This window comes from Celeribacter sp. (assembly GCF_048266405.1).
Classification (GTDB): Bacteria; Pseudomonadota; Alphaproteobacteria; order Rhodobacterales; family Rhodobacteraceae; genus Celeribacter.
Genome location: NZ_JBLWZO010000008.1, coordinates 95485 through 122243 on the forward strand (window position 1 = coordinate 95485; position 26759 = coordinate 122243).

Annotated in this window: 28 protein-coding genes; 21 read left to right on the top strand and 7 right to left on the bottom strand. The window is 58.0% G+C overall.

Features of this window, described 5'->3' with window-relative positions:
* Positions 1-38 precede the first annotated feature (38 nt).
* From ACN0TS_RS14250 to ACN0TS_RS14300, 11 genes are all read left to right on the top strand, one after another.
* Entirely contained in the window at positions 39-1304 is a 1266-nt protein-coding gene (locus tag ACN0TS_RS14250; RefSeq protein ID WP_417260035.1) for an imelysin family protein, read from the top strand.
* Between the two features lie 10 nt (positions 1305-1314).
* Positions 1315-2880 (top strand): di-heme oxidoredictase family protein, encoded by a 1566-nt coding sequence (locus tag ACN0TS_RS14255; RefSeq protein WP_417260036.1) that lies wholly within the window; start codon positions 1315-1317, stop codon positions 2878-2880.
* Between the two features lie 16 nt (positions 2881-2896).
* Entirely contained in the window at positions 2897-3919 is a 1023-nt protein-coding gene (locus ACN0TS_RS14260; RefSeq protein ID WP_417260037.1) for an imelysin family protein, read from the top strand.
* A 4-nt stretch (positions 3920-3923) separates the two neighbouring features.
* Entirely contained in the window at positions 3924-5012 is a 1089-nt protein-coding gene (locus ACN0TS_RS14265; protein WP_417260038.1) for a DUF1513 domain-containing protein, read from the top strand.
* Positions 5013-5022: 10 nt separating this feature from the next.
* The gene (locus ACN0TS_RS14270; RefSeq protein WP_417260039.1) at positions 5023-5307 is read left to right on the top strand and encodes a hypothetical protein; all 285 of its coding nucleotides are present in this window, start codon (positions 5023-5025) and stop codon (positions 5305-5307) included.
* Between the two features lie 120 nt (positions 5308-5427).
* Positions 5428-6051, top strand: a complete 624-nt coding sequence (locus ACN0TS_RS14275; protein ID WP_417260040.1) for an ATP-dependent Clp protease proteolytic subunit — start codon at positions 5428-5430, stop codon at positions 6049-6051.
* Between the two features lie 171 nt (positions 6052-6222).
* Positions 6223-7488: an ATP-dependent Clp protease ATP-binding subunit ClpX gene (gene clpX / locus ACN0TS_RS14280; RefSeq protein WP_417260041.1), complete on the top strand. Its 1266-nt coding sequence runs from the start codon at positions 6223-6225 to the stop codon at positions 7486-7488.
* A gap of 211 nt (positions 7489-7699) precedes the next feature.
* On the top strand, positions 7700-8092 hold the full coding sequence (locus ACN0TS_RS14285; protein ID WP_417260042.1) for a RidA family protein: 393 nt from the start codon (positions 7700-7702) through the stop codon (positions 8090-8092).
* Between the two features lie 166 nt (positions 8093-8258).
* Positions 8259-8642, top strand: a complete 384-nt coding sequence (locus ACN0TS_RS14290; RefSeq protein ID WP_417260043.1) for an NADH:ubiquinone oxidoreductase subunit NDUFA12 — start codon at positions 8259-8261, stop codon at positions 8640-8642.
* Between the two features lie 50 nt (positions 8643-8692).
* Positions 8693-9148, top strand: coding sequence for an outer membrane lipid asymmetry maintenance protein MlaD (gene mlaD, locus ACN0TS_RS14295; protein WP_417260044.1), 456 nt, complete (start codon positions 8693-8695; stop codon positions 9146-9148).
* Positions 9145-9672: a DUF2155 domain-containing protein gene (locus ACN0TS_RS14300; protein ID WP_417260045.1), complete on the top strand. Its 528-nt coding sequence runs from the start codon at positions 9145-9147 to the stop codon at positions 9670-9672. Before mlaD ends, ACN0TS_RS14300 begins: the two co-directional genes overlap by 4 nt.
* Here ACN0TS_RS14300 and aat read toward each other — a convergent pair.
* From aat to accB, 3 genes are all read right to left on the bottom strand, one after another.
* Positions 9636-10280, bottom strand: coding sequence for a leucyl/phenylalanyl-tRNA--protein transferase (gene aat / locus ACN0TS_RS14305; protein ID WP_417260046.1), 645 nt, complete (start codon positions 10278-10280; stop codon positions 9636-9638). The two genes, ACN0TS_RS14300 and aat, sit on opposite strands and share 37 nt — an antisense overlap.
* Before the next feature lie 85 nt (positions 10281-10365).
* On the bottom strand, positions 10366-11715 hold the full coding sequence (gene accC, locus ACN0TS_RS14310) for an acetyl-CoA carboxylase biotin carboxylase subunit (RefSeq protein WP_417260047.1): 1350 nt from the start codon (positions 11713-11715) through the stop codon (positions 10366-10368).
* 16 nt (positions 11716-11731) lie between these two features.
* A complete protein-coding gene (gene accB / locus ACN0TS_RS14315) occupies positions 11732-12223 on the bottom strand; it encodes an acetyl-CoA carboxylase biotin carboxyl carrier protein (protein ID WP_417260048.1) in 492 nt (163 codons plus the stop codon).
* A gap of 308 nt (positions 12224-12531) precedes the next feature.
* Between accB and ACN0TS_RS14320 the strand changes: the two genes are divergently transcribed.
* Both ACN0TS_RS14320 and preA read left to right on the top strand, forming a co-directional pair.
* A complete protein-coding gene (locus tag ACN0TS_RS14320) occupies positions 12532-13872 on the top strand; it encodes an NAD(P)-dependent oxidoreductase (protein ID WP_417260049.1) in 1341 nt (446 codons plus the stop codon).
* 3 nt (positions 13873-13875) lie between these two features.
* The gene (gene preA, locus ACN0TS_RS14325) at positions 13876-15174 is read left to right on the top strand and encodes an NAD-dependent dihydropyrimidine dehydrogenase subunit PreA (protein WP_417260050.1); all 1299 of its coding nucleotides are present in this window, start codon (positions 13876-13878) and stop codon (positions 15172-15174) included.
* 214 nt (positions 15175-15388) lie between these two features.
* Here the strand turns inward: preA and ACN0TS_RS14330 are convergent, their stop codons facing one another.
* Together ACN0TS_RS14330 and ACN0TS_RS14335 are read right to left on the bottom strand one after the other, a co-directional pair.
* Positions 15389-15967: a hypothetical protein gene (locus tag ACN0TS_RS14330; RefSeq protein WP_417260051.1), complete on the bottom strand. Its 579-nt coding sequence runs from the start codon at positions 15965-15967 to the stop codon at positions 15389-15391.
* Positions 15968-16103: 136 nt separating this feature from the next.
* Positions 16104-16718: a TetR family transcriptional regulator C-terminal domain-containing protein gene (locus ACN0TS_RS14335; RefSeq protein WP_417260052.1), complete on the bottom strand. Its 615-nt coding sequence runs from the start codon at positions 16716-16718 to the stop codon at positions 16104-16106.
* Positions 16719-16984: 266 nt separating this feature from the next.
* On the opposite strand from ACN0TS_RS14335, the gene ACN0TS_RS14340 reads away from it, so the two are divergent.
* The 8 genes from ACN0TS_RS14340 (at position 16985) to ACN0TS_RS14375 (ending at position 25102) form a co-directional block, all read left to right on the top strand.
* Positions 16985-18313: an aspartate aminotransferase family protein gene (locus ACN0TS_RS14340; protein ID WP_417260053.1), complete on the top strand. Its 1329-nt coding sequence runs from the start codon at positions 16985-16987 to the stop codon at positions 18311-18313.
* Between the two features lie 57 nt (positions 18314-18370).
* Positions 18371-19633 carry a Zn-dependent hydrolase gene (locus tag ACN0TS_RS14345; protein WP_417260054.1) on the top strand — a complete coding sequence of 421 codons (1263 nt, stop codon included), beginning with the start codon at positions 18371-18373 and terminating at the stop codon, positions 19631-19633.
* 64 nt (positions 19634-19697) lie between these two features.
* On the top strand, positions 19698-21152 hold the full coding sequence (hydA, locus tag ACN0TS_RS14350) for a dihydropyrimidinase (protein WP_417260055.1): 1455 nt from the start codon (positions 19698-19700) through the stop codon (positions 21150-21152).
* 58 nt (positions 21153-21210) lie between these two features.
* On the top strand, positions 21211-21987 hold the full coding sequence (locus ACN0TS_RS14355) for an ABC transporter ATP-binding protein (protein ID WP_417260056.1): 777 nt from the start codon (positions 21211-21213) through the stop codon (positions 21985-21987).
* Positions 21984-22421, top strand: coding sequence for a GNAT family N-acetyltransferase (locus ACN0TS_RS14360; RefSeq protein WP_417260057.1), 438 nt, complete (start codon positions 21984-21986; stop codon positions 22419-22421). Before ACN0TS_RS14355 ends, ACN0TS_RS14360 begins: the two co-directional genes overlap by 4 nt.
* Entirely contained in the window at positions 22418-23287 is an 870-nt protein-coding gene (locus ACN0TS_RS14365; RefSeq protein WP_417260058.1) for an ABC transporter permease, read from the top strand. Before ACN0TS_RS14360 ends, ACN0TS_RS14365 begins: the two co-directional genes overlap by 4 nt.
* Positions 23284-24060 carry an ABC transporter permease gene (locus ACN0TS_RS14370; protein WP_417260059.1) on the top strand — a complete coding sequence of 259 codons (777 nt, stop codon included), beginning with the start codon at positions 23284-23286 and terminating at the stop codon, positions 24058-24060. Before ACN0TS_RS14365 ends, ACN0TS_RS14370 begins: the two co-directional genes overlap by 4 nt.
* Before the next feature lie 58 nt (positions 24061-24118).
* A complete protein-coding gene (locus tag ACN0TS_RS14375) occupies positions 24119-25102 on the top strand; it encodes an ABC transporter substrate-binding protein (protein ID WP_417260060.1) in 984 nt (327 codons plus the stop codon).
* Positions 25103-25171: 69 nt separating this feature from the next.
* On the opposite strand, the gene ACN0TS_RS14380 is transcribed toward ACN0TS_RS14375, so the two are convergent.
* Together ACN0TS_RS14380 and ACN0TS_RS14385 are read right to left on the bottom strand one after the other, a co-directional pair.
* Complete coding sequence (locus ACN0TS_RS14380; protein WP_417260061.1) at positions 25172-25555, bottom strand: DUF1801 domain-containing protein; 384 nt, start codon at positions 25553-25555, stop codon at positions 25172-25174.
* Between the two features lie 67 nt (positions 25556-25622).
* A complete protein-coding gene (locus ACN0TS_RS14385; protein WP_417260062.1) occupies positions 25623-26474 on the bottom strand; it encodes a GNAT family N-acetyltransferase in 852 nt (283 codons plus the stop codon).
* Positions 26475-26759 lie beyond the last annotated feature (285 nt).

Consider the following 26759-nt stretch of genomic DNA (forward strand, 5'->3'; position numbering starts at 1 on the left):
GTGCCGCGTTCTGATACGTCACAGGGACACACACCGACATGAAACGTACATCTACTGCCATCGCTGCGGCCTCTTTTGCCGCGTTCTTGCCTCTCGCCGCCTTTGCGGGCGCAGCAGAAGTTGTGGAGACCTATGCGGACATCGCCGAGGCCGCCTATGGCGACAGCCTTGAAACGGCCCGTGCGCTCGACGCCGCAATCGACGCGTTGATTGCCAATCCGTCGGCAGAAACACTGGCCGCGGCCAAAACCGCATGGATCCGTGCGCGTGTGCCCTATCAGCAAACCGAGGTCTACCGTTTCGGCAACCCGATCGTTGATGACTGGGAAGGCAAAGTGAACGCATGGCCACTCGACGAAGGCCTGATCGACTACGTTGACGCTTCCTATGGCGGGGCAGGCGACGAGAATGAATTCCGCGCCCTCAACGTGATTGCCAACCCGACTTTTACCCTGTCGGGCGAAGAGATCGACGCGACCGAGATCACACCCGAATTGATCGGCGAGACGCTGCATGAGGCCGACGAGATCGAAGCCAACGTGGCATCGGGCTATCACGCCATCGAATTCCTGCTCTGGGGTCAAGACCTCAACGGCACCGAGCATGGTGCGGGCAACCGTCCGTGGACCGATTATGCCCAAGGCGACGCCTGCACCAATGGCAACTGTGACCGCCGTGCAGCTTACCTCGCTGCGGCCTCCGATCTTTTGGTCTCCGATCTGGAATACATCACCGCCGCATGGGCGGACGGGGGCGAGGCGCGCGACGCTGTCACCTCTGATCCGAATGCAGGGATCACCGCAATGCTCACAGGCATGGGGTCGCTCTCCTACGGTGAGCAGGCGGGCGAGCGGATGAAGCTTGGCCTGATGCTCAACGATCCTGAGGAAGAGCATGATTGCTTCTCCGACAACACCCACAACTCGCACTATTACGACGGTTTGGGCATTCGCAACGTCTATGTCGGTCAATATGTTCGTGCCAATGGCGAGATCGTCAAAGGGGAAAGCCTGCAAGACCTCTTGGCCGCCGCTGACGCAGATCTGGCCGCCGATCTTGGTGCAGCATTGGATCACTCCGTGGCTCAGCTTGGCACATTGAAAGCAGCGGCTGAAGCAGGCTTCTCCTACGACCAGATGCTTGCACGTGGTGACGAAGCAGGTGAAGCTCTTATCATGGGGGCTGTTGACGCTTTGGTCGCGCAAACCCGCGACATTGAACGCGCAGTCACGGTTCTGACCTCGGCGGCGATTGAGGTCGAAGGCTCCGACAGCCTCGACAACCCCGACGCTGTGTTCGAGTAAGGTCAAACTGATGATCCGCCGCCCTTTTGTTGCACCCCTTGCGACCTGCCTTGTGCTTGCGCAAGGGGCGGGGGCGGCGGATGACCTCACACACGACGTCCATCTGTCTGCCTTAGAGCGGACGGCGCAGGAGGCCGCGCGGGTGATCGCGATCACCGCGCCTACACAAGATTTCACAACCCCCGAGCCGTTCGAGTCCAATCAGGGGGGCGCAGCAACGGTGCCGGCCCGTGCCGACGAGGACGCCTTTTCGCGCCCATCTGCGACACTCACGCCTGACCAAGAGCTGACCTTCACCCTTGGTCGCGCGATGTTCAAAAAGCTCTGGGTGTCATCACCGTCCTCGACAAAAGCCTCCGACGGGCTTGGCCCGCTTTACAATGCCCGCTCCTGTTTGCGGTGCCATGTGAACAACGGGCGCGGCCATCCCCCTGAACAGGGGGGCGAGGCCTCCGTGTCGATGTTCCTGCGCATTTCTGTGCCTGCCGCTCCCGATGTGCCGATGAGCGAGATCGAGGCCTATTTGGCAGAGCGGGACGGGGAAGCGGCCACTCCGGTGACGCGCCCCGATCCTACTTACGGCTCACAGCTTCAGACGTTTGCCATTCAGGGGCATGCCGCCGAGGGACGGATGGCGATCCAGTATGAGGACATCTCGGTGTCGCTTGCAGGGGGCGAGACCGTGACCCTGCGCGCGCCGACCTATAGCGTCGAGGGGGCGGCCTATGGGGCATTGTCGCCTGACGCGTTGTTCTCGCCACGTGTCGCCAACCCGATGATCGGCCTTGGATTGCTTGAGGCGATTCCTGCCGCAGATATTCTGGCCCATGCCGATCCCGATGATGCGGATGGCGATGGGATTTCGGGGCGGCCCCAGATCGTTTGGTCAGCCGCGCATGAGCGCCCCGTTTTGGGACGCTTCGGGTGGAAGGCGGGCAATCCGACTGTAGAGGCGCAATCGGCGGCGGCTTTTTCGAGCGATATAGGCCTATCAACGCCGCTTGCTCCCAATGCGGCGGGGGATTGTACCGCGATGCAGCAGGCCTGTGTGATGGCGGAGCATGGTGACGGTGATGTGCGCGGCACGGAGGTGGATCAGGCGGGCTTGGATCTTGTGAGCTTTTATGCCGCCAATCTGGCTGTGCCTGCGCGGCGTGATGTCGATGAGCCAGAGGTGCTACGGGGCAAGGCGCTGTTCTATGAGAGCGGATGTGCGGCCTGCCATGTGCCGAAATATGTCACCGCCCGGCTTGAGGATGCACAAGACGCGCCGCAGTCGTTCCAACTGATCTGGCCCTATACCGATTTGCTGTTGCACGACATGGGGGATGGTCTGGCCGATGGGCGTCCTGAGGGGCGGGCAACAGGTCGCGAATGGCGCACACCGCCCTTGTGGGGGATCGGTTTGACGGCGCAGGTTTCCGGGCATACCTATCTCCTCCATGATGGACGTGCGCGTTCCGTGTTGGAAGCTGTGCTGTGGCATGGCGGTGAGGCCCAAGCGGCCCGTGATGCTGTCGTGCAGATGCCAAAGACCGACCGTGACGCGCTTTTGCGGTTCTTAGAGAGCCTATGACAGAACAGGATACCCCATGCGATATGTCTCCCTTGCTTTCGCCCTCGTTTCCAGTGTGACCGCAGCGCTGCCTGCCGCCGCCGATCCGCTGCATGACGCGGTGAGCCGAGTGGTAGCGGACTATATCACGCCCGCCGTGGCAGGGTTTTCGGAGCAGGCGCAGTCCTTGGCTGAGGCGGCAGGTGCCGATTGCACCGCGTCCAATCTTGTCGCGCCCTATCACGAGGCATTTGATGCCTGGCTGCGTGTCGAGCCTTTTGCACTGTCCTCATTTGATGCGGGCGGTCATGCGAAGGCGATTTCATTCTGGCCTGATAAAAAGGGCATGATCCCGCGCGCTCTGGCCATGATGATCGACGACCAAGATCCTGTGGTCTCCGATGCGACGGAATTTGCGGATGTGTCCATTGCGGCGCGGGGTCTGTTTGCGCTTGAATACATGCTGTTTGATCCCGCCTTCGCCGCGTATTCGCAAGACAGCTATTCGTGTGATTTGGTGCAGGCCCAGACCGCCGATCTGGCCGCGATGGCGCAGGATGTTCATCAGGCGTGGTTCGGGCTGGGCGGTTTTGCGGAGTTGCTTGAAACAGCAGGCGAGGAGGGCAATCCGCGCTATTTTACCCCGCGCGAAGCGGTGCAGGCGCTTTACACCACGGTCACGGCAAGTTTGGAGCATGATCGTGATGTCCGTCTTGGCCGTCCGATGGGGTCTTTCGACAAGCCCCGTCCGATACGGGCCGAGGCCCGCCGCTCCGAGCGCTCTGCGCGCAACCTGATCGGATCGCTACATGCGATTGGCGAATTGGCTGATACGCTGGCCCCGAATGGCGCGCCGCAAACTGTGGCCGCACTGGATGAAGCGGTCGCGCAGATCACCGCGCTTGATGATCCGAGCTTTGCCCGTTCTGACGATTTGGGGCAGCGGTTTAAAATGGAAGTGATTCAACAGCGGATTAAAGCGGCTGAACACGCGGCAGCCAATGAAATCGGTGTCGCGCTTGGCGTCTCGGCGGGCTTTAACGCGGGTGATGGGGACTAATGCGATGACCTCTCGTCGCAGATTTCTGGCGGGGATCACCGCCGCCACCCTTATGCCGCGTGTCACTTGGGCCGATGCGGGCAGTCCCGCCTTTCTCGGCGCGGCCAAAGACAGCCAAGGGGCGTATGGTCTGTATGGGTTGGACGAGAACGCCCAGATCATATTCCGTGTGCCGTTGCCCGCGCGTGGTCACGCCGCAGCCGCCCATCCGACCGTCCCCGAGGCCGTGGGCTTTGCGCGTCGTCCCGGGACATTTGCGGTGGTGGTCAACTGTGTGGATGGCACGGTGATGCACCGATTGGATGCGCCGCAGGGGCGTCATTTCATGGGACATGGCGTGTTCGTGAACGGCGGCGATCTGCTTGTGACGCCTGAGAACAATTACGCCAAGCGCAAAGGTGTGCTTGGCCTGTGGGATCGGCGTCGTGGCTATGCGCGTGTGGGTGAGGTTGCGACGGGTGGCATTGGCCCCCATGACATCAAACGCCTCGCGGATGGTGCGCTCGTGGTCGCCAATGGCGGCATTTTCACCCATCCCGATCATGGCGCGGGCCGCGACAAGCTCAACATCGACACGATGCAGCCCTCGCTCACCTATATGTCACGCGATTTTGAGATCACCGAACAGGTGACGCTCGACGCCGCATTGCACCACAGCTCGATCCGCCATTTGTCGATTGGCGCGGACGGGCAGGTGGCCTTTGCGATGCAGTGGGAGGGCGATGCGGATGAAACCGTGCCGCTCTTGGGGCTGCACCGCCGTGGCGAAGCGCCTCTGTTGGCCTCAGCGCCCGATATGGATCAGGCCCGCATGAAAAACTATGCGGGCTCCGTTGCCTTTTCCGGCGATGGGCGGGAGGTAGCGATCACCTCGCCCAAGGGCGGATTGATGCAGCGGTATGCGCCTGACGGGCAGTATTTGGGCGCTGTGACGCGCATGGATATTTGCGGATTGGCCCCGCGTGGCGCGGGGTGGCTCGGCTCGGACGGGCTTGGCGGGTTGATGGAGATCGGGCAGGGCCTGCGTCCGCTCATGGTTGCCGAAGGGTTAATGTGGGACAATCACCTTGTATCTCTCGCCGCCTTGGTGTGAGATCGTCGCTATGAAAAATTTTCTAGATGTTCGCACCCGTTTCATGTTGCCGCTTTGGCGGCGGCTCCTGTTTTCTGGCCTTACGCTCTTTTGGGGCGCGATGGAGTTCTTTTCGGGCTCGGCGGGGTTCGGCATCCTGTTTCTCGCGGCAGGGGGCTATCTCGTTCATCAGTTCTTCATCGTTTACGACGCCGATGCATGGCAGGCGTATTTTGATGAACAAGATGCGGCAGAAGCGGCCAAGCGCGGCGAGATAGGCGCAGTAAAACCAACAAAATCAGACGGCGGTGAATAAATTTTTAATAGAATTGTGTGAAGCTGGTCTCCGCACCTTGCAGGTCCCCAGTTCCGAAACTAAGATTCGAGTAACAATTCAGCGCTAATCATCCCAATGAGTTCCAGAGGCAGGCCGAAGATGAAAGATCCGATTGATACCTACATGAATACGCTCGTTCCTATGGTCGTTGAGCAAACGAGCCGTGGCGAACGCGCCTATGATATTTTCTCGCGTCTGCTCAAAGAGCGGATTATTTTCCTGAACGGTCCTGTGCATGACGGCATGTCGAGCCTCATCTGTGCGCAGTTGCTGTTTCTCGAAGCCGAGAACCCGACCAAAGAAATCGCCATGTACATCAATAGCCCCGGTGGCGTCGTCACCTCCGGCCTGTCGATCTACGACACGATGCAATACATCCGTCCCAAGGTCTCAACCCTTGTGATGGGTCAAGCCGCCTCTATGGGCTCGCTGCTGTTGACCGCTGGTGAAAAGGGGATGCGTTTCGCACTGCCCAACAGCCGCGTCATGGTGCACCAACCCTCTGGTGGCTATCAGGGGCAGGCGACGGACATCATGATCCACGCTCAGGAAACCCAGAAGCTGAAGGACCGTTTGAATGGCATTTACGTCAAACACACGGGCCGCAAGATGAAAGAAATCGTCGAGGCACTCGAGCGTGACAATTTCATGTCGTCAGAAGAAGCCAAAGACTTCGGGCTGATTGATGAGATCGTCGAAAGCCGCGGCGATATCGAAGGATAACGCGGGCGGGACACCACGCGCAGGCGCTGAAATCGACATGGGGTAACACATGGGTTTTGGCATTGTACCTGCGAATTGGCTGTCCTACACTCGCATGTAACACAACATTCAGGCGGCAAACTGCGTCGCCTGATCGACCAAACAAAGGCCAGTTGGTCTTAGGGGTATGCAATGTCGAATTCGTCCGGTGGTGACAGCAAGAACACGCTCTACTGTTCCTTTTGCGGTAAGAGCCAGCATGAGGTGCGAAAGCTGATCGCGGGTCCAACCGTTTTCATATGTGATGAATGTGTTGAGCTTTGCATGGACATCATTCGTGAGGAAACCAAGTCTTCGGGCCTGAAGTCCTCCGAAGGGGTGCCTTCGCCCAAAGAAATCTGTGCTGTTCTCGATGATTACGTGATCGGTCAGGCCACTGCCAAACGCGTTCTCTCTGTGGCTGTTCACAACCATTACAAACGCCTCAACCACGCCTCTAGCGGGGCGGGCGATATCGAACTGGCAAAATCCAACATCTTGCTCGTTGGCCCGACGGGATGCGGTAAAACTTTGTTGGCACAGACACTTGCCCGCATTCTCGATGTGCCCTTCACCATGGCGGATGCCACCACATTGACCGAAGCCGGCTATGTCGGTGAGGACGTGGAAAACATCATCCTCAAACTGCTTCAGGCGTCCGAATATAATGTTGAACGCGCACAGCGCGGCATCGTCTACATCGACGAGGTCGACAAGATCACGCGCAAATCCGACAATCCGTCCATTACCCGCGATGTGTCGGGTGAGGGCGTCCAACAGGCTCTGTTGAAAATCATGGAAGGCACCGTGGCCTCCGTGCCGCCGCAAGGTGGACGCAAGCACCCGCAGCAGGAATTCCTGCAAGTGGATACCACCAACATTCTGTTTGTCTGTGGTGGCGCATTTGCGGGTCTTGATCGGATCATCGCGCAACGCGGCAAAGGCTCTGCCATCGGCTTTGGCGCCGATGTGAAAGAGGAAAATGCCAAGGGCATCGGTGAGCTGTTCTCCGAGCTTGAGCCCGAAGATCTGTTGAAATTCGGTCTTATCCCCGAGTTCGTCGGCCGTCTTCCCGTGCTTGCCACGCTCGAAGACCTCGACGAAGATGCGCTTGTCACCATCCTGTCCGAGCCCAAAAACGCACTGGTCAAACAGTATCAGCGCCTGTTCGAGCTTGAAGATGTGGTGCTGACCTTTACCGACGAGGCTCTGACCGCAATCGCCAAACGTGCGATCCAACGCAAAACAGGGGCCCGTGGCCTGCGCTCCATTCTTGAGGACATCTTGCTCGACACGATGTTCGAACTGCCAGGGACGGAAAATGTCACCGAGGTTGTGGTCAATGAAGAGGCCGTCAATTCCGACGCCAAACCGTTGATTATCTACGGCGAGGCCGAAAAAGAAGCGACGGTCGGCTAACCGCCCTCCGCGTCAAACCCAAAAGTGAGCGCCGCCCTTCGGGGCGGCGTTTCGCGTTTGAGCCTGCGTGATGGGGTGTCTTAGGCGCAGATGCGTAGACGTCGATCCGTGTCTGGGGCACATGAGACTTGCGCACGGAACAGGCTTGCGTAACGTGGCGTAAGGCCCGCGCTCATACGGTGCTTCATCCTCGGCTCAGAAAGGCTCCACCATGTCACGCACACTCATTTCCTCCGGCTCTCCGTTTGAGGAGAAAATCGCTTATTCCCGCGCGGTTGTCGTGGATGGATGGGTCTTTGTGTCGGGCACCACGGGCTATGACTACGCGACGATGCGCATGCCCGAAAGCGTCGCAGACCAGTGTCGCAACACGCTTGCCACCATCGCCAAGGCCTTGGGCGAGGCGGGGGCCTCGATGGCTGATGTCGTCCGTGTACGCTATATCCTGCCTGACGGGGCAGATTTCGAAGCCTGTTGGCCTGTCCTGCAAGAGGTGTTCGGCGCAGTGCGCCCCGCTGCTACGATGATCGAGGCCCGTTTGCTTGATCCGGCGATGAAGATCGAAATTGAAGTAACCGCAAAGCTGCCAGATCCCGTGTCCTGAGGGCGGCTATGTAGCACGGCCATGCGTTGCGTGTGGCCGTCAAACCCGTTCGGGACGGCGAACACGTGCCAATTGCCCTGATTTGACTGTGATTAGCACACGGAAACTCTGGACCTTGCGCCCTCATTAGGTCATATCAGGAACCAACATTTTCGGAGGTTGTCCTATGGGTATCTTGAATACAGTATTGCGCTCGGTTGTGTGGTGGAAAGACCAGACGATTGGCATGCAGCTTTTCACATGGCGCCACGGCGTCAAACTGGGTGAAGACAGCCAAGGCAACACCTTTTACCGCAACGAAGACGACACGCGCCGTTGGGTGATTTACAATGGTGATGTCGAAGCCTCGCGGATTGATCCCGAATGGCATGGTTGGTTGCACCACACCTTTGATAACCACCCTGGCCATCTCCCTCTTGAGCATAAAGAGTGGGAAAAGCCGCACATGGTCAATATGACAGGAACCGCGGCAGCTCATGCGCCCGCAGGCTCCATCCGTCAGGCGCACCCCGTTGCGCGCACCGACTATGAGGCGTGGCAGCCCGAATAAGGCCATCCAAGGTTTTGGGTGAGGACCGTTTAAGGTTTAGGGGCAAGCACATGGCAGAAAACACAACAGAAGTTGCTGTAGGCGCGGGCGTTTTGGCGCTCGCTTTGGGCTTTCTCATCTACGCGGGTCAAGCTACGGGATTCGCGGGAGGCTCCTCTGACCTCTATCACCTGACCGCCTCGTTCCGCTCCGCTGAGGGTGTAACCGTGGGCAGCGATGTGCGACTTGCAGGGGTGAAGATCGGCACGGTGACGGACTTGTCCCTGAACACCGAGAGTTTTCGCGCCGAGGCTGAATTGAGCCTTGATCGCGATGTGGTTCTCCCTGACGACACGGCGGCTTTGGTCGCCTCAGAAGGACTGTTGGGTGGCAACTTTATTGAACTGATTCCCGGTGGGTCGATGTTCAATTTCGAAGACGGACAAGTGATCGCCGACACCCAAGGCGCTGTGAGCCTGATCAACCTCTTGTTGAAGTTCGTCACGGGTGACGGAGGCGCAGAATGATGCGGCGTGGTTGGTGTCTTGCGGGTGTGATTGCCGTGGCTGCGGGCGCAGGCTCCGCACAGGACACCGGATTTTCCGACGATTTGCAAACGGGCATCGGTTCGATCATCGAGACGCCTTTGGATAACGGCGATATTGGCGGCTTGTCCTTGGAGGAGCTGCAATCGCTTCCCGACGAGGGATTTCAACGCGAATTGTTTGATATTACGACAGAAACGCAAGAAAGCGTGGCCAGTGGCACAGGCGCGTTGATCCGTGTTCTGGACAAGCTGACGGGCCGCGTAGAGGATATCCAGATCGCTATCGGCCAGACCGCGACATGGGGCTATCTGGCGGCGCAACTCACGGATTGTCGCTATCCTGTCGGCAACCCTTCGGGGGACGCCTACGCCTATCTGGTCATTAACGTTGACGGCATCGACGATCCTGTTTTCCAAGGATGGATGATCGAAAGCAGCCCCGCGCTCAATGCGATGGACCACCCGCGTTATGACGCTTGGGTTCTCAGCTGTAGCACCTCCTGAGCCGAAGGTGGCGCAGCGATCTCTCTAAAATCAGCGTCCCGTTCCAAGGCGGCATCAAGGCGTGTGTGATACTCCGCACGGTCGATCTCGATGGCACCGAGCGAGGCCAGATGCGGCGTGATGAACTGCGTGTCCAAGAGGGTGAACCCCGTGCGTTTCAGGTGCGCGATGAGGTAGGCAAGCGCCACTTTGGAGGCGTCGGTCTTGTGCGAGAACATGCTCTCCCCAAAAAACGCGGCTCCTAATGTGATTCCATACAGCCCGCCGACGAGACGCGAGCTGTCCCAGACCTCGACCGATTGGGCAAAGCCAAGCGCGTGGACCTGTGAGTAGAGGTCAAAGATCGTGGCGTTGATCCATGTCTCCTCGCGGTTGGCGCATTGTCGGACGACATCCGCGAAGGCGTGATTGAAGGTCACGGTGAAGCGTTCACGACGGATCACACGGGCGAGCGAGTTGGAGAGGTGAAACTGATCAAGCGGGAAAATACCGCGCCGGTCGGGATCAACCCAGAACACCTCGTCGTCCTCCGCGCTCTCGGCCATGGGAAAGACCCCATTCGCATAGGCATTGAGCAGAAGTTCGGGGGTGAGGTCAGGGGTATCCATGCGAGCAAAATGGCGCGTTTCGCGGCAAATGAAAAGGCCCGCCAGTGACGGCGGACCTTTGAATTCAATACGTTGTCTGCCTGTATTAGGCGGGCAGATTGGCGTCGAGCCATTTTTCGAGCCAGTGGATGTTGTAGTCGCCAGAGATTACGTCAGGCTCCCTGAGCAACATGTCAAACAGCGGCACGGTGGTGTCGACGCCGTCCACGATCAGCTCGCCAAGGGCACGTTTGAGACGGGCCAAAGCTTCGGGGCGGTCACGTCCGTGAACGATGAGTTTACCGATCAAGCTGTCGTAATAGGGCGGGATCGAATAGCCGTCATAGAGCGCACTATCCATGCGAACGCCCAACCCACCTGGCGCATGGTATTGCGTAATCTTACCAGGGCAGGGAGAGAAGTTCGGCAGACGCTCGGCGTTGATGCGCACTTCGATGGCGTGACCGTCAAGGATCAGATCCTCTTGGGTGAAGGAGAGCTTCTCGCCTGCCGCAACGCGGATTTGCTCGCGCACGAGATCTTGGCGGAAGATCGCCTCGGTGACAGGGTGTTCCACCTGTAGACGGGTGTTCATCTCGATGAAGAAGAATTGACCATCCTCATAGAGGAATTCGATGGTGCCTGCGCCTTTATAGCCCATCTTTGCGATGGCATTGGCACAGATGCCGCCAATATAGGCGCGTTCTTCGGGGCTGATGGAGGGGCCGGGGGCTTCCTCAAAGACCTTTTGGTGACGGCGTTGCAGCGAGCAATCGCGTTCGCCCAAATGGACGCCGCCGCCCTGTCCGTCGCCGAAAACCTGCACTTCGATATGGCGCGGTTTCTGGAGATACTTCTCCATATAAACCTCGTCATTGCCAAAGGCGGCTTTGGATTCGGAGCGGGCAGTGCGGAAGGCGGTTTCGAGAACCTCTTCGCTTTCGGCCACTTTCATGCCGCGTCCGCCGCCACCGGCGGTGGCTTTGATGATGACGGGGTAGCCCATTTCCGCGGCCAGTTTCTTGGCCGTTTCCACGTCAGGCACGCCACCGGGAGAGCCGGGCACCACGGGAATCCCGAGGATTTTGGCGGTCTCTTTGGCGGTGATCTTGTCGCCCATCTGACGGATGTGTTCGGCAGAGGGGCCGATAAAGGCCAGATCGTGATCTTCGACGATTTGCACAAAGGCGGCGTTTTCGGACAAAAATCCGTATCCGGGGTGGATCGCCTGTGCGCCCGTAATCTCACAGGCCGCGATGATCGCGGGGAAGGAGAGGTAGGACAGTGTCGAGGAATTGGGGCCGATACACACGGCTTCGTCGGCCATGCGCACGTGCATCGCATCGGCGTCTGCCTCGGAATGGACCGCCACGGAGGCGATGCCCATTTCGCGACACGCGCGGATCACGCGAAGCGCGATTTCGCCACGGTTGGCAATGAGGATTTTATCGAACATACGGAAAACCTGTCCTTTATTCGATGATCATCAAGGGCGCGCCGAACTCGACGGGGGTGCCGTCATCGACCAGAATGCGTTTGATGGTGCCGGATTTCGGCGAGGGGATGTGGTTCATCGTTTTCATCGCCTCAATGATCATCAGCGTCTGACCCTCTTCGACACTGTCGCCCACCTTTACAAAGGTGGCGGCACCGGGTTCTGCGGACAGATAGGCGGTTCCGACCATTGGGGACGGGACGGCGTTCGGATCATTGTGCGGATCCGCGGGTGCCGCAGAGTCCGCTGCAACAGGAGCCGCCGCAGCAGGTGCTGCCGCCGGAGCCGCAGCTACAGGAGCAGGGGCGGCAACGGTTTGCACAATGTCTTGTGCCTTGGATACGCGCACGTTCAGGCGGTCGTTCTCGCCATACTCACGTTTGACTTCCACCTCGGTGAGGTCATTGGTGTTGAGCAACTCGGCAAGCGCCTGAATGAAGGCCACATCGGCGTCATTTTGTTTTGTCATGTTTTCCAACTCGTTCTGCCACCCGTCTGGTGCGGGTTCATGTCAATCAGCTTTCCCGCTTATACGTCACGTCAGGGTCCGTGAAAACCCGCGAAAAACGCGTTGGCTCTGCGCATCGCGCCAGAATGCACATGAATTAGGCGTTCGGGACGCAATATTTGCCTATTAAGGGGTGAAAAGAGAGAAAATTGCGGACTTATTAAAATTTACCACTTGATCAAAAATGGGTTTATCGGTCACGCTGTCCCTAAGACCATAACTAGCCACGCCTAAGAAATAGGATGCGCAGCAAAGCAGGACGAGGATAAATGCCCAATACAGTATTTACATCAGGGATCGCCGCAGGGCGGCTTGACCCTGACGCCTATACCGATAATTTCACCGACCTTCACCCGCCGCTTGACGACCATGAGGCGATGGTCGCGGCCGACAGATGCTACTTTTGCCATGACGCGCCATGTATGACGGCCTGTCCCACGTCGATCGACGTGCCCATGTTCATTCGCCAGATCGCCACGGGAACACCCGAAGCGGCGGCGCAAACCATCTTTGAGGCCAATATCCTTGGCGGAATGTGCGCACGGGTCTGTCCCACGGAGACACTTTGCGAAGAGGTCTGTGTGCGCGAAGTGGCCGAAGGCAAGCCCGTCGAAATCGGACGGTTGCAGCGCTACGCCACAGATACACTGATGGAGAAGGGCACGCACCCGTTCACCCGTGCTCCCGAGACAGGTAAGAGCGTCGCGGTTGTTGGCGCGGGGCCTGCGGGCCTGTCGGCGGCGCACCGTTTGGCCCGTTACGGTCATACGGTCACGATTTATGATTCTCGCGCCAAAGCGGGCGGTTTGAACGAATATGGTATCGCCTCCTATAAATCCCCCGATAATTTCGCACAGGCCGAGGTGGACTGGCTGCTGAAAATCGGCGGGATCACCATTGAGACAGGAAAATCGCTCGGCGTGGACCTGACGCTTGACGCATTGAAAACGGAATTCGACGCCGTCTTCCTCGCCATCGGTTTGAGCGGTGTGAACGCGCTCAAGGCGGAAGGTGTCGATAAATCCGGCGTTCTTGACGCGGTTGATTTCATTTCTGACTTGCGCCAGTCCACCGACCTGTCGACGCTGCCCATCGGGCGAAATGTCGTGGTGATTGGTGGTGGCATGACGGCGGTGGATGCTGCCGTGCAAGCCAAGCTCCTTGGGGCGCAAAACGTCACGATTGCCTATCGCCGTGGTCGCGACCGCATGAGTGCCTCCGAGTTTGAACAAGACCTCGCAACCTCCAAAGGCGTGCAAATTCTCTATAATGCGCAGCCCGTGGCCGTGCATGGCAATGGTGCCTGTGCAGAGGTGGAGTTTGAGTTTACTGCCGAGAGCGATAGCGGACTGTCGGGCACTGGCGAGACGGTGCGCATTCCTGCGGATCAGGTCTTTATGGCCATTGGTCAAACGCTTGACGGGGTGCCGGACGGTATCGAACTGGAGCGCGGCAAGATCGCCGTCGACACGCTTGGCCGCACCTCTGTGGCGGGCGTTTGGGCAGGGGGCGACTGTGCCCTCGGCGGTGAGGATCTCACCGTGACGGCCGTGGCCGAAGGGCGCGATAGTGCTGAAAACATGCATAAATTCTTGATGGGAGAGGGCTAAGACATGGCTGATCTAACAACAACATTCTGTGGCATTACCTCTCCCAACCCGTTCTGGCTCGCCTCGGCGCCCCCCACGGACAAAGAGTACAACGTGCGCCGCGCCTTTGAGGCGGGGTGGGGCGGTGTCGTGTGGAAAACGCTCGGCGAGGAAGGCCCGCCCGTGGTCAACGTCAACGGGCCACGCTACGGCGCAATCTTTGGCGCGGATCGCCGCCTGTTGGGTCTCAACAACATCGAATTGATCACCGACCGCGCGTTGGAGGTGAATTTGGAGGAAATGACCCGCGTCAAAAAGGACTACCCAGATCGCGCCTTGATCGCTTCTGTGATGGTGCCGTGTGACGCGGAAAGCTGGAAAACCATCATCCCGCGCATCGCCGAGACAGGCTGTGACGGGTTCGAGCTGAACTTCGGCTGTCCGCACGGCATGGCCGAGCGCGGCATGGGTGCGGCAGTGGGTCAAGTGCCCGAATATATCGAGATGGTGACGCGGTGGTGTAAGGAGGCGACGGGCCTGCCCGTGATCGTCAAACTCACGCCCAATATCACCAACATCATCCTGCCAGCCGAGGCCGCGTTGCGCGGTGGTGCGGATGCGGTGTCATTGATCAATACCATCAATTCGATCACCTCTGTGAACCTCGATGCGTTCTCGCCCGAGCCGATGATTGACGGCAAGGGCACTCACGGCGGCTATTGCGGCCCTGCAGTGAAACCGATTGCGCTCAACATGGTGGCCGAAATTGCCCGCAACCCTGCGACGGCAAACCTGCCGATCTCGGGCATTGGCGGCGTGACCACTTGGCGCGATGCCGCCGAGTTCATGGCCCTTGGCGCAGGCAACGTTCAGGTCTGCACCGCCGTGATGACCTATGGATTCAAGATCGTCGAAGAGATGATTTCGGGGCTGAGCCAGTATCTCGACGAGAAAGAGATGAGCGTGTCCGATCTGGTCGGCAAAGCCACACCCAACGTCACGGATTGGCAATATCTCAACCTCAACCACGTCACAAAAGCGGTCATCAACCAAGATGATTGCATCAGCTGTGGACGCTGTTACGCGGCGTGTGAGGACACCTCGCACCAAGCGATTGAGATGTCCGCAGATCGCGTGTTCACCGTCAAAGATGACGAATGCGTGGCCTGTAACCTCTGTGTGAATGTCTGTCCTGTTGAAGGGTGTATCACTATGAAAACACTCGAAAAAGGCGAGGTGGACGAGCGCACGGGGCAGGTTGTCGGTGATTACGCCAACTGGACGCAGCACCCCAATAACGTGGCAGCTGTCGCGGGCGAATAGAGCGGTCTTTCCGCACGCAAATTTACTTTGTCCGCGCTGAATGCTGCGGGCAAAGGCATAGACCCTCCCAGCCTCCCGTGTCCATTTGTGGTCGCGGGGGGCTATGGGGGTCCTTCACGCGCAGCCGTCTCTAAGGCTGTGCGGGGGGCGGTTTTCAAACTGCAATGAGGCCCGCGTCTTCCTGACACGGGGGAATGATACGATCCGCGTGGCGTCAGCTTTGCGGGTCGTATGGCGTATTCTGAGTCGCCGCAGGTCCGCTATGTGCGGCTTCTGGGTCCACGGGTTCAGCTGGAGCTGTCACCATTTGTGCGACGGGCAGCGCGGGCTGCTCAGCGGGCGGTTCCATCGCCTCTGTGGAGGCCAAGGGGGTGACTGGCGGGACGGTCGCCTGTGCATCCTGCGCGGCAGGAATGGACATTTCGACCGCTCGCGGTGCAATCGCGGCCTCATCGGCCTGTTGCGTGCGTTTTGCCTCGATCCGTGCGATCACATTGCGCAGGTCGCGTTCGAAATCAAGAATACTGGCTTGGAACGCTGGCGTCGGGCCCGTTAAAACGGTCTCGTCGCGCACTGCATCGCGCCGCTTTTGATCTGCGTCGCTGCTGTCGTGGTTCGATTGATTGTACGTGCCATTCTGGCCAAGCAGGGTCTCGCCCTGCGACTGTGCTGCCGAACCGTTTGTCGTTGCGGGTTCTGCAACTTCACGTACAACTGGTTCCGGAGTGTCGGGCGCTTGTCTCTCGACAAATCCGCCTCCTCCGAACGCAGGCACGCCTGAGATATCGGTCATGCTTGTGCTCCTTCCTTCAAAAGGAGCCCCCACCACAAATCTTTCTAAAGTGTTACCCTTGCCAAGAGGTTAATATCCCCAAGTTTCTTAGGCTTTGGTTAACGCATCATCGGTGAAAAGAGGGGCGGAACAGATGTCAAAGAGCCAACATGCGGCGGTACATTGTTTCCAGAAATGTGCGGGCATCGTCAAAATGGCTGTCGCCGACAGGGGATATGATACCACGAATTTGTGCATCAAAATCAGCGTAGTGCTGTGTTGTGGCCCAAATTGAGAAGATCAGATGATAGGGGTCAACCGCCCGCACATGGCCTGTTTCGACCCAATGTGCGATGACGGCGGCCTTCTCGTTGACGAGATCTTTCAGCTCGCCCTCAATTTTATCCATAATGTTCGGCGCGCCTTGGACGATTTCATTGGCGAACAGGCGGCTCTCTCGCGGAAACTCACGAGCCATGTCCAATTTGCGCAAAACATAGGCAACGATCTCCTCGACGGGATCGCCATCCGCATCCATTTCGCGCAGCGGATCAAGCCAGTTGGCCATCAATGCGTCGATCAAGGCGCGGTGCATGGAGACTTTCGAGGGGAAATAATACAGCAGATTCGGCTTGGACAGCCCCGCTTCCTTTGCGATCTGATCGAGAGTGGCCCCTCGAAATCCGTTGCGGGAAAAGACATCCAATGCGGCGTCCAGAATGGTCTCTGAGTTGCGTTTTTGGATTCTTGTTCGCGGTTTGAGACCTGACATACGGACTATGATTCCTTCGCTGATATCTGTGCGGTTTACCTCTTTTTCTTCATAGTTGCCAAAAAATGCGTCAAACCGAAGAGGGAATCGCCTTAAATCCGATCTTATATACAATATGCACAGTTTTTCGGCATCCGAGCGGCTTTAGATTGTGCGCATACGGGGATGAGGTTGATACGGTACTCTTGACCAAATGGTCAAACCCGTCGCAGGGTGATGCAAGGCACACATGAATTTGCCGGCACAATTAGGGATAAGAGGGAATTATGGCGATGGATGGAGACACACGTCCGAACGATCTTTCAGCGTTCTGGATGCCGTTTACGGCAAACCGTCAGTTTAAAAAAGAGCCACGGATGTTCGTCTCCGCCGACCGGATGCATTATCGCACCTCCGATGGGCGCGAGGTCTTGGACGGGACGGCGGGACTGTGGTGTTGTAACGCGGGGCACAACCGCCCCAAGATTGTCGAAGCGGTCCAAAAGCAGGTTGCCGAATTGGATTACGCACCTGCGTTCCAGATGGGCCACCCGAAAGCCTTCGAACTGGCCACCAAATTGGTCGACATGGCGCCTGAACCATTTGAACATGCCTTCTTCACAAACTCCGGATCGGAAAGTGTCGAGACCGCGCTTAAAATCGCGCTCGCCTATCATCGTTCCAAGGGCCATGGCGAACGCACCCGTTTGATTGGCCGTGAGCGCGGCTATCACGGGGTGAACTTTGGCGGTATTTCCGTGGGGGGCATTGTGACCAACCGCAAAATGTTTGGCTCGCTGCTGACTGGCGTTGATCACCTGCCGCATACCCATCTGCCAGATCGCAACCGCTTTGTGCGCGGACAGCCCGAGCATGGCGCGGAACTGGCCGACGAGTTGGAGCGCATCGTTGCGCTGCATGGTGGCGAAACCATCGCCGCCGTGATTGTCGAGCCGATGGCAGGGTCCACGGGTGTGCTTTTGCCGCCCAAAGGCTACCTGAAACGTCTGCGCGACATCTGTACCAAACACGGTATTTTGTTGATCTTTGACGAGGTTATTACGGGCTTTGGCCGTTTGGGATCGTCCTTTGCCGCCGAACACTATGGCGTCATGCCCGATCTCATCACCTGTGCCAAAGGTCTCACCAACGGTGTGATCCCGATGGGTGCGGTGTTGGCGACCAAAGAGATCTACGAGACCTTTATGCAAGGCCCCGAGCATGTGATCGAGCTGTTCCACGGCTACACCTATTCGGGCAACCCGATTGCCGCCGCCGCAGGTCTGGCAACCCTCGACACCTATGCCGAGGAAGGCTTGTTCGAACGCGCGGCTGGGATGTCGGAGTATTGGCAAGACGCAATCCACAGCCTCAAAGGTCTGCCGCATGTGGTGGATATTCGCGGCGAAGGATTGATCGGCGCGGTCGAGTTGGAGCCGATTGCAAATGAGCCGACCAAACGCGCCTTCTCCGCCTTCCTCAAAGGTTACGAGAAGGGCATTTTGGTGCGCACCACTGGCGACATCATCGCCATGTCTCCACCATTGATTATCGAAAAAGAACATGTCGACACCTTGATCGGAACTTTGTCCGACGTGCTCAAAACACTGGATTGAACGACAAAGCAGGCCGTTCGCGGCCTGCGCATACATTAGACGACGAAAGGAACGCCAATGGCCCCCGTAACTTCCGCACCCGGTGAAAACCTCAAAATCAACTCTGCCCGTCTTTGGGATAGCCTCATGGAGATGGCTAAAATCGGGCCGGGTGTGGCGGGGGGCAATAACCGCCAAACCTTGACCGACGCCGATGCCGAGGGCCGCGCGTTGTTCCAATCATGGTGCGAAGCGGCGGGGATGACGATGGGCGTCGATACGATGGGCAATATGTTCGCCACTCGTGCGGGCGAAGATCCCGATGCACTTCCCGTTTACATGGGCAGCCACCTCGATACCCAGCCAACGGGCGGGAAATACGATGGCGTTCTGGGTGTGCTCGGCGCACTTGAGGCCATTCGCACCATGAATGACCTCGGCATTAAAACCAAACACCCGATCGTTGTGACCAACTGGACCAACGAAGAGGGCACACGCTTTGCCCCTGCCATGCTGGCTTCTGGCGTCTTTGCCGGAAAACATACACAGGATTGGGCCTATGAGCGCGAGGATGCGGAAGGCAAGAAATTCGGCGACGAACTCAAACGCATCGGTTGGGTTGGCGACGAGGAAGTCGGCGCGCGCAAAATGCACGCGATGTTCGAGTTGCACATCGAGCAGGGGCCGATTTTGGAAGCCGAAGGCAAAGACATCGGCGTTGTCACCCACGGTCAGGGGCTGCGCTGGATCGAATGCACAGTGACAGGCAAGGATAGCCACACGGGGTCTACGCCGATGCACATGCGTAAAAACGCGGGACGCGGCTTGGCGTTGATCACCGAATTGGTCCACGAAATCGCGATGAAACACCAACCTGGTGCGGTGGGCGCGATTGGTCATATTGATGTTTACCCGAATTCTCGCAATGTCATCCCCGGAAAGGTTGTATTCACCGTCGATATCCGTTCTCATCTGCCTGAGAAACTCGACGCGATGGAGGCGGAGCTGATGGAGCGTGCGCCAAAGTTGTGCGAAGAGATCGGTGTGAGTTTTGAGTCCAAGATTTCGGGTCAATTCGAGCCACCAGCGTTCGACGAGACCCTTGTGAATGCTGTACGAGGAGCCGCTGAGCGGTTGGGGTATTCCCATATGGATATCATTTCGGGCGCGGGTCACGATGCCTGTTGGATCAACGATGTCGCGCCAACGGCGATGATCATGTGTCCTTGCGTCGATGGTCTGAGCCACAACGAGGCCGAGGAAATCAGCCCCGAATGGGCAGCTGCAGGGGCCGATGTGTTGATGCACGCCGTATTGGAGATCGCGCAAATCGTTGAATGATATACAAAACTAATACGGCAGGTGCGCGATAGACGCACCGCCGAAACGACAAGGAGAGAGAAGAATGACCAAGGTGATCAAGGGCGGCACGGTCGTGACAGCCGATCTTAGCTACAAAGCCGACGTGAAAATCGACGGCGGCAAGATTGTCGAGATCGGGCCTGATTTGACAGGTGACGAGGTTCTGGACGCAACAGGGTGCTATGTGATGCCGGGTGGAATTGACCCGCACACGCACCTTGAAATGCCGTTTATGGGCACCCATTCGGCGGATGATTTCGCCTCTGGGACGCGAGCGGCGCTTGCGGGCGGCACCACCATGGTCGTTGATTTCTGTCTCCCGTCCCCGGGGGAGAGCCTGTTGGATGCGCTCAAGGTCTGGGACAATAAGTCGGCTCAGGCATCCTGCGATTACTCTTTCCACATGGCGATTACATGGTGGGGTGAGCAGGTCTTTGACGAGATGAAAATCGTCACCGAAGAAAAAGGCATCAACAGTTTCAAACACTTCCTCGCCTATAAGGGCGCGTTGATGGTTAATGACGACGAGCTTTACGCCTCGTTCAAGCGCTGCGCCGAATTGGGGGCGACACCTCTGGTCCACGCCGAAAACGGTGATGTGGTGGCCGAGTTGACCGCACAGCTGCTTGCCGATGGCAACACTGGCCCCGAGGCCCACGCCTATTCGCGCCCGCCACAGGTCGAGGGCGAAGCCACCAACCGTGCGATCATGATCGCGGACATGGCTGGGGCGCCGCTCTATGTGGTGCATACCTCCTGCGAGGAGAGCCACGAGGCGATCCGCCGCGCCAAAATGAACGGCAAGCGGGTCTGGGGCGAGCCGTTGATCCAGCACCTCGTGCTTGATGAAAGCGAGTATTTCAACGAGGACTGGGATCACGCCGCACGTCGCGTGATGTCGCCGCCCTTCCGAAATAAACAGCACCAAGACAGCCTTTGGGCGGGTTTGGCGTCGGGCACATTGTCCTGCGTGGCGACCGATCACTGTGCCTTTACGACCGAGCAGAAACGCTACGGCGTTGGGGACTTCTCGAAGATCCCGAACGGGACGGGCGGGCTTGAGGATCGCCTACCAGTGCTGTGGACCAAGGGTGTCGAGACAGGGCGGATCACGATGAACGAATTTGTCGCCGTGACTTCGACAAATATTGCCAAGATCCTGAATTGCTACCCACAAAAAGGTGCAATTCTGGTGGGGGCTGATGCCGATATCCTTGTGCTTGATCCCCAGAAATCCAAAGTGATTAGCGCCGAGACCCAAGCCTCCGCCATTGATTACAACGTATTCGAAGGTATCGAGGTTAAAGGTCTGCCACGCTATGTGTTGTCCCGTGGCTATGTCGCCGTGACGGATGGAGTTTTGACCGCCAAAGAGGGCCACGGTGAATTTGTCGCCCGCGATCCGAATGCGACCGTGAACACGGCGCTGTCGAAATGGAAAGACCTGACGGCACCGCAACCGGTGCAGCGTTCGGGCATTCCTGCGACAGGCGTATAAGAGCAAATGGGGCGGCGGTATGGGCCATCCCATACCGCCTGATGGGACGACAGAACTTATGAAACAACCAGTTATTGACGCGCAAAATGTGGACCTGACGTTCGAGACGAACGACGGACCTATTCAGGCGCTAAAGGGTGTAAACCTACAAATTAATAAGGGCGATTTTGTCTCCTTTATTGGACCATCCGGCTGCGGCAAGACGACATTTTTGCGCTGCATTGCGGGCCTTGAGACCCCCACTGGCGGGACAATGACCGTCAATGGCATGTCGCCAGAAGAGGCCAGACGCGCGCGGGCTTATGGCTACGTCTTTCAGGCGGCAGGACTTTATCCGTGGCGGACAATTGCAGGAAATGTGAAACTTCCGCTCGAAATTATGGGGTATTCAAAGGCGGATCAGGCCGAACATGTTCGAAAAGTGCTAGAACTCGTTGACCTCGCAGGGTTCGAGAAAAAGTTTCCCTGGCAGCTTTCGGGCGGGATGCAGCAACGGGCGTCGATTGCACGAGCGCTTGCCTTTGATGCTGAAATCCTGCTGATGGACGAGCCGTTTGGCGCATTGGACGAGATTGTGCGCGATCACCTCAACGAGCAGCTTTTGGCGCTTTGGGCGCGCACTGAAAAAACCATCGGGTTTGTGACCCACTCGATCCCTGAAGCGGTGTACCTGTCGACCAAGATCGTCGTCATGTCGCCGCGTCCCGGACGGATCACTGACATTATCGAAAGCCCGCTGCCGAAAGAGCGCCCCCTCGACATTCGCGATAGCAAAGAGTTCATCGAGATCGCGCATCGTGTTCGTGAGGGGTTGCGCGCGGGGCATGAACAATGAGTGCCCTTGCCACCACAGACGTGCGCCTCGCGACCCGCGCGGACATTCCCGCATTGGCGGAGATCGTCTGGGCGTGGGAGCAAGAGGTGTCATGGAAGCCCGCAGGGCCAAGTGCCGCCGAGATTGCCCAGATGTTCGATGAGGCCTTTGATGCGCGCGACATGTACGTCTTCGGCGATCCGGCGCAAGGCTATCTTTCATTCGACCCGCAAACGCTCAAAATTGGCGGATTGTATGTTCGCTCGCGCGGGCAGGGCGTCGGAAAGGCGCTCATGGACGCCGTGAAATCGGGGCGTGATTTCATATGGTTACACACCCATGTGCCCAATGTTGCCGCTCAAAAGTTCTACGCCCGCGAAGGATTTGTAGATTGTGGGGTGGTGCCCTGTGAGGGGGATGCGCCCGATGAGTTACGGATGGAGTGGCGATCATGAAAAACATCTTGCCGATCTTGACCGTCGTGGTGGTTTTGTTCGTGGTTTGGTACGCCGCCTCGATCAAAATGAATTCCACATGGACCTATGACCAAGCCGAACGGGCTGGCACGGAGCCGAGCTTTTCCGAGGTCGTCTCGGACACGATGCAGCAAGCGCGCCCGCTTTTGCCTGCGCCGCATCAGGTGGCTTCGGAGCTTTGGAAAACCACCGTTCAGAAAAAGATCACCTCAAAACGGTCAATGGTTTACCAAGGTATTATTACTTTGAAAACAACGCTTTGGGGCTTTGTTCTCGGGATCGTTGTCGGGGTCTCTCTGGCCGCCGTTATCGTGCTGAGCCGTGTCGGGCGGCTGAGTCTGATGCCATGGGCGATCATTTCGCAGACCATTCCCATCGTGGCCTTGGCGCCGATCATTGTGGTGTTGAGCAACGCCGTGGGCGCAGGCTCGCTCTTGGTGCCCAAAGCCATCATCGCGGCCTACCTGAGCTTTTTCCCTGTGATGGTCAGCATGGTTAAAGGGCTTTCAAGTCCTGACGATATGCAGTTGGATTTGCTGCGCACCTATGGGGCCAAGCCCTCTGCGGTGTTCTGGAAACTGCGCGTGCCGTCTTCGATGCCTTACTTCTTTGCCTCGCTGAAGGTCAGCGTCGCTGCCGCCTTCGTCGGCGCGGTTGTGGGCGAATTGTCCACCAGTGCGATTTCCGGTTTGGGCGCGCGTATGTTGATCGGCTCGCAGTTCGGTGAACCGATGATCATGTGGGCCGCATTGTTTGCGGCCGCCATTTTGGCCGCGATTTTGATTTTCACCGTGGGCGCGATTGAAAAGGTCCTGCGCCGCGCAATGGGAGGGCGACCCGTATGAGACGTGCAGATACACAGTTCGAGCGCATTGCTTACCCTGTTGGGTTCGGCCTTTTGGTGCTGCTCATTTGGGAGGTTGTCGTGCGACTGTTCGACATTTCGCCCGCGCTTTTGCCCGCGCCATCAGCCATCGGGGCGGCCATATCGGGATCTTTGCCGATCCTCTGGGAAGACTGGGTGCAAACCGTACTCAAAGGCGCATTGAACGGGCTTTGGATGGGGAGCTTCGCGGGGATCGCTGTGGCCTTTGTCATTGATCGCTATGACTTTCTCAAACGAGGGCTTTTGCCCGTGGCGAACTTTATGGCGGCCTTGCCAATCGTCGGTTTGGCCCCCATCATGGTGATGTGGTTCGGATTTGACTGGCATTCCAAAGCGGCTGTTGTGGCCATCATGGTGTTTTTTCCGATGTTGGTGAACACGCTTGGCGGGTTGGCCTCGACGGATACGATGCAGCGTGATTTGATGCGCACCTATGCGGCGGGGCATATGGCCACGCTGATCAAGTTGCGCATCCCTGCGGCGCTGCCGTTTATTTTTAATGGTCTTAAAATTGCGACCACTTTGGCCCTCATCGGGGCAATTGTTGCTGAATATTTTGGCTCTCCTATCCGTGGGATGGGGTTTCGGATCACAACCGAGATGGGACGCTTGGCAACGGACATGGTTTGGGCTGAAATCACGATATCTGCGCTCACGGGCACGGCGATGTACGGGCTTGTGGCGTTAATCGAAAAGAGGGTGACTTTCTGGCATCCCTCACAACGCGGGTAACCGCATATAAACTGCACGAGGAAAAACCTCGGCATTCACAACTTGGAGGTTGTTACCAATGAAAAAGCTACTCACAAGCGCGATCGCGCTGGCAGCGATGACGGCGGGGGCGCAGGCCGCCGATGAATTGACGCTTCAACTGAAATGGGTCACGCAGGCCCAGTTCGCGGGCTACTATGTGGCGCTCGAAAAAGGTTTCTATGAAGCCGCTGATCTCGACGTGACGATCAAACCCGGCGGTCCCGATGTGGCACCCGTTCAGGTGCTGCTTGGTGGTGGCGCGGATGTGATGGTCGACTGGATGCCGTCGGCCTTGGCTGCACGTGAAAACGGCGCGCCTGTTGTCAACATCGCGCAACCGTTCAAAAAATCGGGCATGATGCTGACCTGCCTCAAAGAGACCGGCATTGAAGGGCCAGAAGACTTCCCGGGTAAGACGCTCGGCGTTTGGTTCTATGGCAACGAATATCCGTTCTTGTCATGGATGAACCACCTTGGCCTGTCCACTGATGGTGGCGAGGATGGCGTCGAGGTTCTCAAGCAGGGCTTCAACGTTGATCCGCTGCTGCAAAAGCAGGCCGCATGTATTTCGACTATGACTTACAACGAATACGGTCAGGTTCTTGATGCGGGCATCGCCGAGGATGATCTGGTCTTGTTCAAATATGAGGACCAAGGCGTTGCAACGCTCGAAGATGGCCTTTACGTTCTCGAAACCACGCTTGAAGATGACGCAATGAAAGACAAGCTGGCTCGCTTTGTTTCCGCCTCGATGGAAGGCTGGAAATGGGCTGAACAGAACGTCGAAGAAGCGGCCATGATTGTGCTTGAGTATGACGAAACGGGGGCGCAAACCGAAAGCCACCAGATCCGTATGATGAGCGAAGTGGCCAAGCTGACTGCAGACTCTGATGGCTCGCTTGATATCGCGGATTACGAGCGCACTGTGGCCTCATTGTTGTCGGGCGGCTCCGATCCTGTGATCACTGTCGAGCCTACAGGGGCTTACACAACCGAAATCACTGATATGGCTATGAAGTAAGTCGCTGTTTCAAATCTATAGAGGAAAGCCCCGCTCGTTTGGCGGGGCTTTTCGTTTGTGGGCTGTCGCTTAGGCGCGATAGGTGAGAGCCCTGCGGATCATCACGCGCAATGGTGCGGTTGGAATGGCAGCCTTGGGATCAAGATGCACCGCCCGCGTCCCATCATAGCTCAGATCAGGGGCAATCTCGCGCAGGTCGGGAATGACCCGACTTTGGCAATGGGCAAAGATCGCAGCGCCACCGGTTTTGGGCACACCGAGCCGAAGCGGCGTGCCTTTGGGCGTGGCGTAGGACGGCTGTCCCCATTTGAGGCTTTCGGTGACGGGAACGCCAAGGCGTTCGGCTTCCGCATAAATCATCTCCCGCAGCGTCAAAAGGGTCGTGCGGGTTGCGGGGGGAAGCGCCTCAAAAACACGGGCGATGTCGGGGGAGGCAAATGGGGGCTGTTCCATTGCACAAAGGTAGAGGGTGCAACGCGCCTCATGCAACAGACATTTTATGGCGGTATGAGGGCCGTGTTCAGAGCAGTTGCGCGGGGGCCCAAACCACCTGTGCGCCGCCCGTGCGCATTTTGAACCGTGCCAGATCGGGGGCCTTGACCGCATCAAAGGTGCCAAGGTCCAACCGCTCCACGCCTTCGGATTTGAGCCGCATCATCGCCTCCCACAAGATGAGGTTGTGGGCGTTGACCGCTCGTCCCTCAGGGCCTGCATAGCCCATTTGATAGGTTGCAGAATTGCCGTGGCGCAGGAAGAGCATCTGTGCGTTCGAGGCCTCGAACAGGCGAAAAGCACGAGGGGCAACGTGCAAAAGCGCAAGGGTGAACTCGGGCGGCAAGGCGCGGTAGTGGCCCTGCGATTGACGTTGTTTTTCGGAGTGCAAGAGCGGGGTGAGTGCAGCCTGTGTCGCCGTTATCTGCGCCACCTTCAGACGCGTCTTTTCGGCGTTTTTCAAGGCGTTGCGCCACTTGCTGTTGAGGCCCGTCCGCAAGTGGTTCTCGTCATGTGTCAGGTCAATGACAAGCGTAGGCGTGGCCGCCGAGAGCGACAGGCGGCGCAAATGGCTGCTTGGCGTCATCACGGTCAGACGGGGCAGGGCGCGGCGCAGGGTTTTGAGCGCACGGCGCGGATCGCAGGGTGCGATGAACAGGGGGCCTTGGGTGACAAGTCCGACCGAGACGCCGCCCAGTTTACGACAGACGGATTGGGCCACAGCCACCGGACGGTCGCCATCCATGACCAAGACGCGGCGTGCCTCCCGTCCAACGGCCTGCGCCGCAGCACCATAAAGCCACCGTTGGGCCAAAGGCGCATGGGCACGGTCGGTTAAGGTCTGCCAGTCTGCTTCATGTGTGATCGGGTCTGCCTGCATCCTCTCACTGTGCGCCCGACATGGTTAAGAGGTGTTAAACACAGCGGTGGTTTTCGACATATGTCGCGCCCCGCGCAAAAGAAAACCGCCCCGAAGGGCGGCTTTCAATGCGGGATGTGAGATGGCTTAGCCTTTGTTATACATGCTGTTTTTAATCAGCTGATCGACGACGGACGGGTCAGCGAGGGTTGATGTGTCGCCCATAGCACCGGTGTCGTTTTCTGCGATTTTGCGCAGGATGCGGCGCATGATTTTGCCGGAGCGGGTTTTCGGCAGGCCCGGCGC

Bases quoted from the DNA above. Each gene is read 5' to 3' on its own strand.
- ACN0TS_RS14265 (WP_417260038.1), top strand. From the start codon at position 3,924: ATGACCTCTCGTCGCAGATTTCTGGCGGGGATCACCGCCGCCACCCTT.
- ACN0TS_RS14260 (WP_417260037.1), top strand. From the start codon at position 2,897: ATGCGATATGTCTCCCTTGCTTTCGCCCTCGTTTCCAGTGTGACCGCA.
- hydA (WP_417260055.1), top strand. From the start codon at position 19,698: ATGACCAAGGTGATCAAGGGCGGCACGGTCGTGACAGCCGATCTTAGC.
- ACN0TS_RS14290 (WP_417260043.1), top strand. From the start codon at position 8,259: ATGGGTATCTTGAATACAGTATTGCGCTCGGTTGTGTGGTGGAAAGAC.
- ACN0TS_RS14360 (WP_417260057.1), top strand. From the start codon at position 21,984: ATGAGTGCCCTTGCCACCACAGACGTGCGCCTCGCGACCCGCGCGGAC.
- accC (WP_417260047.1), bottom strand. From the start codon at position 11,715: ATGTTCGATAAAATCCTCATTGCCAACCGTGGCGAAATCGCGCTTCGC.
- ACN0TS_RS14375 (WP_417260060.1), top strand. From the start codon at position 24,119: ATGAAAAAGCTACTCACAAGCGCGATCGCGCTGGCAGCGATGACGGCG.
- ACN0TS_RS14365 (WP_417260058.1), top strand. From the start codon at position 22,418: ATGAAAAACATCTTGCCGATCTTGACCGTCGTGGTGGTTTTGTTCGTG.
- ACN0TS_RS14270 (WP_417260039.1), top strand. From the start codon at position 5,023: ATGAAAAATTTTCTAGATGTTCGCACCCGTTTCATGTTGCCGCTTTGG.
- aat (WP_417260046.1), bottom strand. From the start codon at position 10,280: ATGGATACCCCTGACCTCACCCCCGAACTTCTGCTCAATGCCTATGCG.
- ACN0TS_RS14355 (WP_417260056.1), top strand. From the start codon at position 21,211: ATGAAACAACCAGTTATTGACGCGCAAAATGTGGACCTGACGTTCGAG.
- ACN0TS_RS14320 (WP_417260049.1), top strand. From the start codon at position 12,532: ATGCCCAATACAGTATTTACATCAGGGATCGCCGCAGGGCGGCTTGAC.
- ACN0TS_RS14385 (WP_417260062.1), bottom strand. From the start codon at position 26,474: ATGCAGGCAGACCCGATCACACATGAAGCAGACTGGCAGACCTTAACC.
- ACN0TS_RS14285 (WP_417260042.1), top strand. From the start codon at position 7,700: ATGTCACGCACACTCATTTCCTCCGGCTCTCCGTTTGAGGAGAAAATC.
- ACN0TS_RS14340 (WP_417260053.1), top strand. From the start codon at position 16,985: ATGGCGATGGATGGAGACACACGTCCGAACGATCTTTCAGCGTTCTGG.
- ACN0TS_RS14300 (WP_417260045.1), top strand. From the start codon at position 9,145: ATGATGCGGCGTGGTTGGTGTCTTGCGGGTGTGATTGCCGTGGCTGCG.
- ACN0TS_RS14250 (WP_417260035.1), top strand. From the start codon at position 39: ATGAAACGTACATCTACTGCCATCGCTGCGGCCTCTTTTGCCGCGTTC.
- ACN0TS_RS14275 (WP_417260040.1), top strand. From the start codon at position 5,428: ATGAAAGATCCGATTGATACCTACATGAATACGCTCGTTCCTATGGTC.
- ACN0TS_RS14335 (WP_417260052.1), bottom strand. From the start codon at position 16,718: ATGTCAGGTCTCAAACCGCGAACAAGAATCCAAAAACGCAACTCAGAG.
- ACN0TS_RS14330 (WP_417260051.1), bottom strand. From the start codon at position 15,967: ATGACCGATATCTCAGGCGTGCCTGCGTTCGGAGGAGGCGGATTTGTC.
- preA (WP_417260050.1), top strand. From the start codon at position 13,876: ATGGCTGATCTAACAACAACATTCTGTGGCATTACCTCTCCCAACCCG.
- clpX (WP_417260041.1), top strand. From the start codon at position 6,223: ATGTCGAATTCGTCCGGTGGTGACAGCAAGAACACGCTCTACTGTTCC.
- ACN0TS_RS14255 (WP_417260036.1), top strand. From the start codon at position 1,315: ATGATCCGCCGCCCTTTTGTTGCACCCCTTGCGACCTGCCTTGTGCTT.
- ACN0TS_RS14370 (WP_417260059.1), top strand. From the start codon at position 23,284: ATGAGACGTGCAGATACACAGTTCGAGCGCATTGCTTACCCTGTTGGG.
- ACN0TS_RS14380 (WP_417260061.1), bottom strand. From the start codon at position 25,555: ATGGAACAGCCCCCATTTGCCTCCCCCGACATCGCCCGTGTTTTTGAG.
- ACN0TS_RS14345 (WP_417260054.1), top strand. From the start codon at position 18,371: ATGGCCCCCGTAACTTCCGCACCCGGTGAAAACCTCAAAATCAACTCT.
- accB (WP_417260048.1), bottom strand. From the start codon at position 12,223: ATGACAAAACAAAATGACGCCGATGTGGCCTTCATTCAGGCGCTTGCC.
- mlaD (WP_417260044.1), top strand. From the start codon at position 8,693: ATGGCAGAAAACACAACAGAAGTTGCTGTAGGCGCGGGCGTTTTGGCG.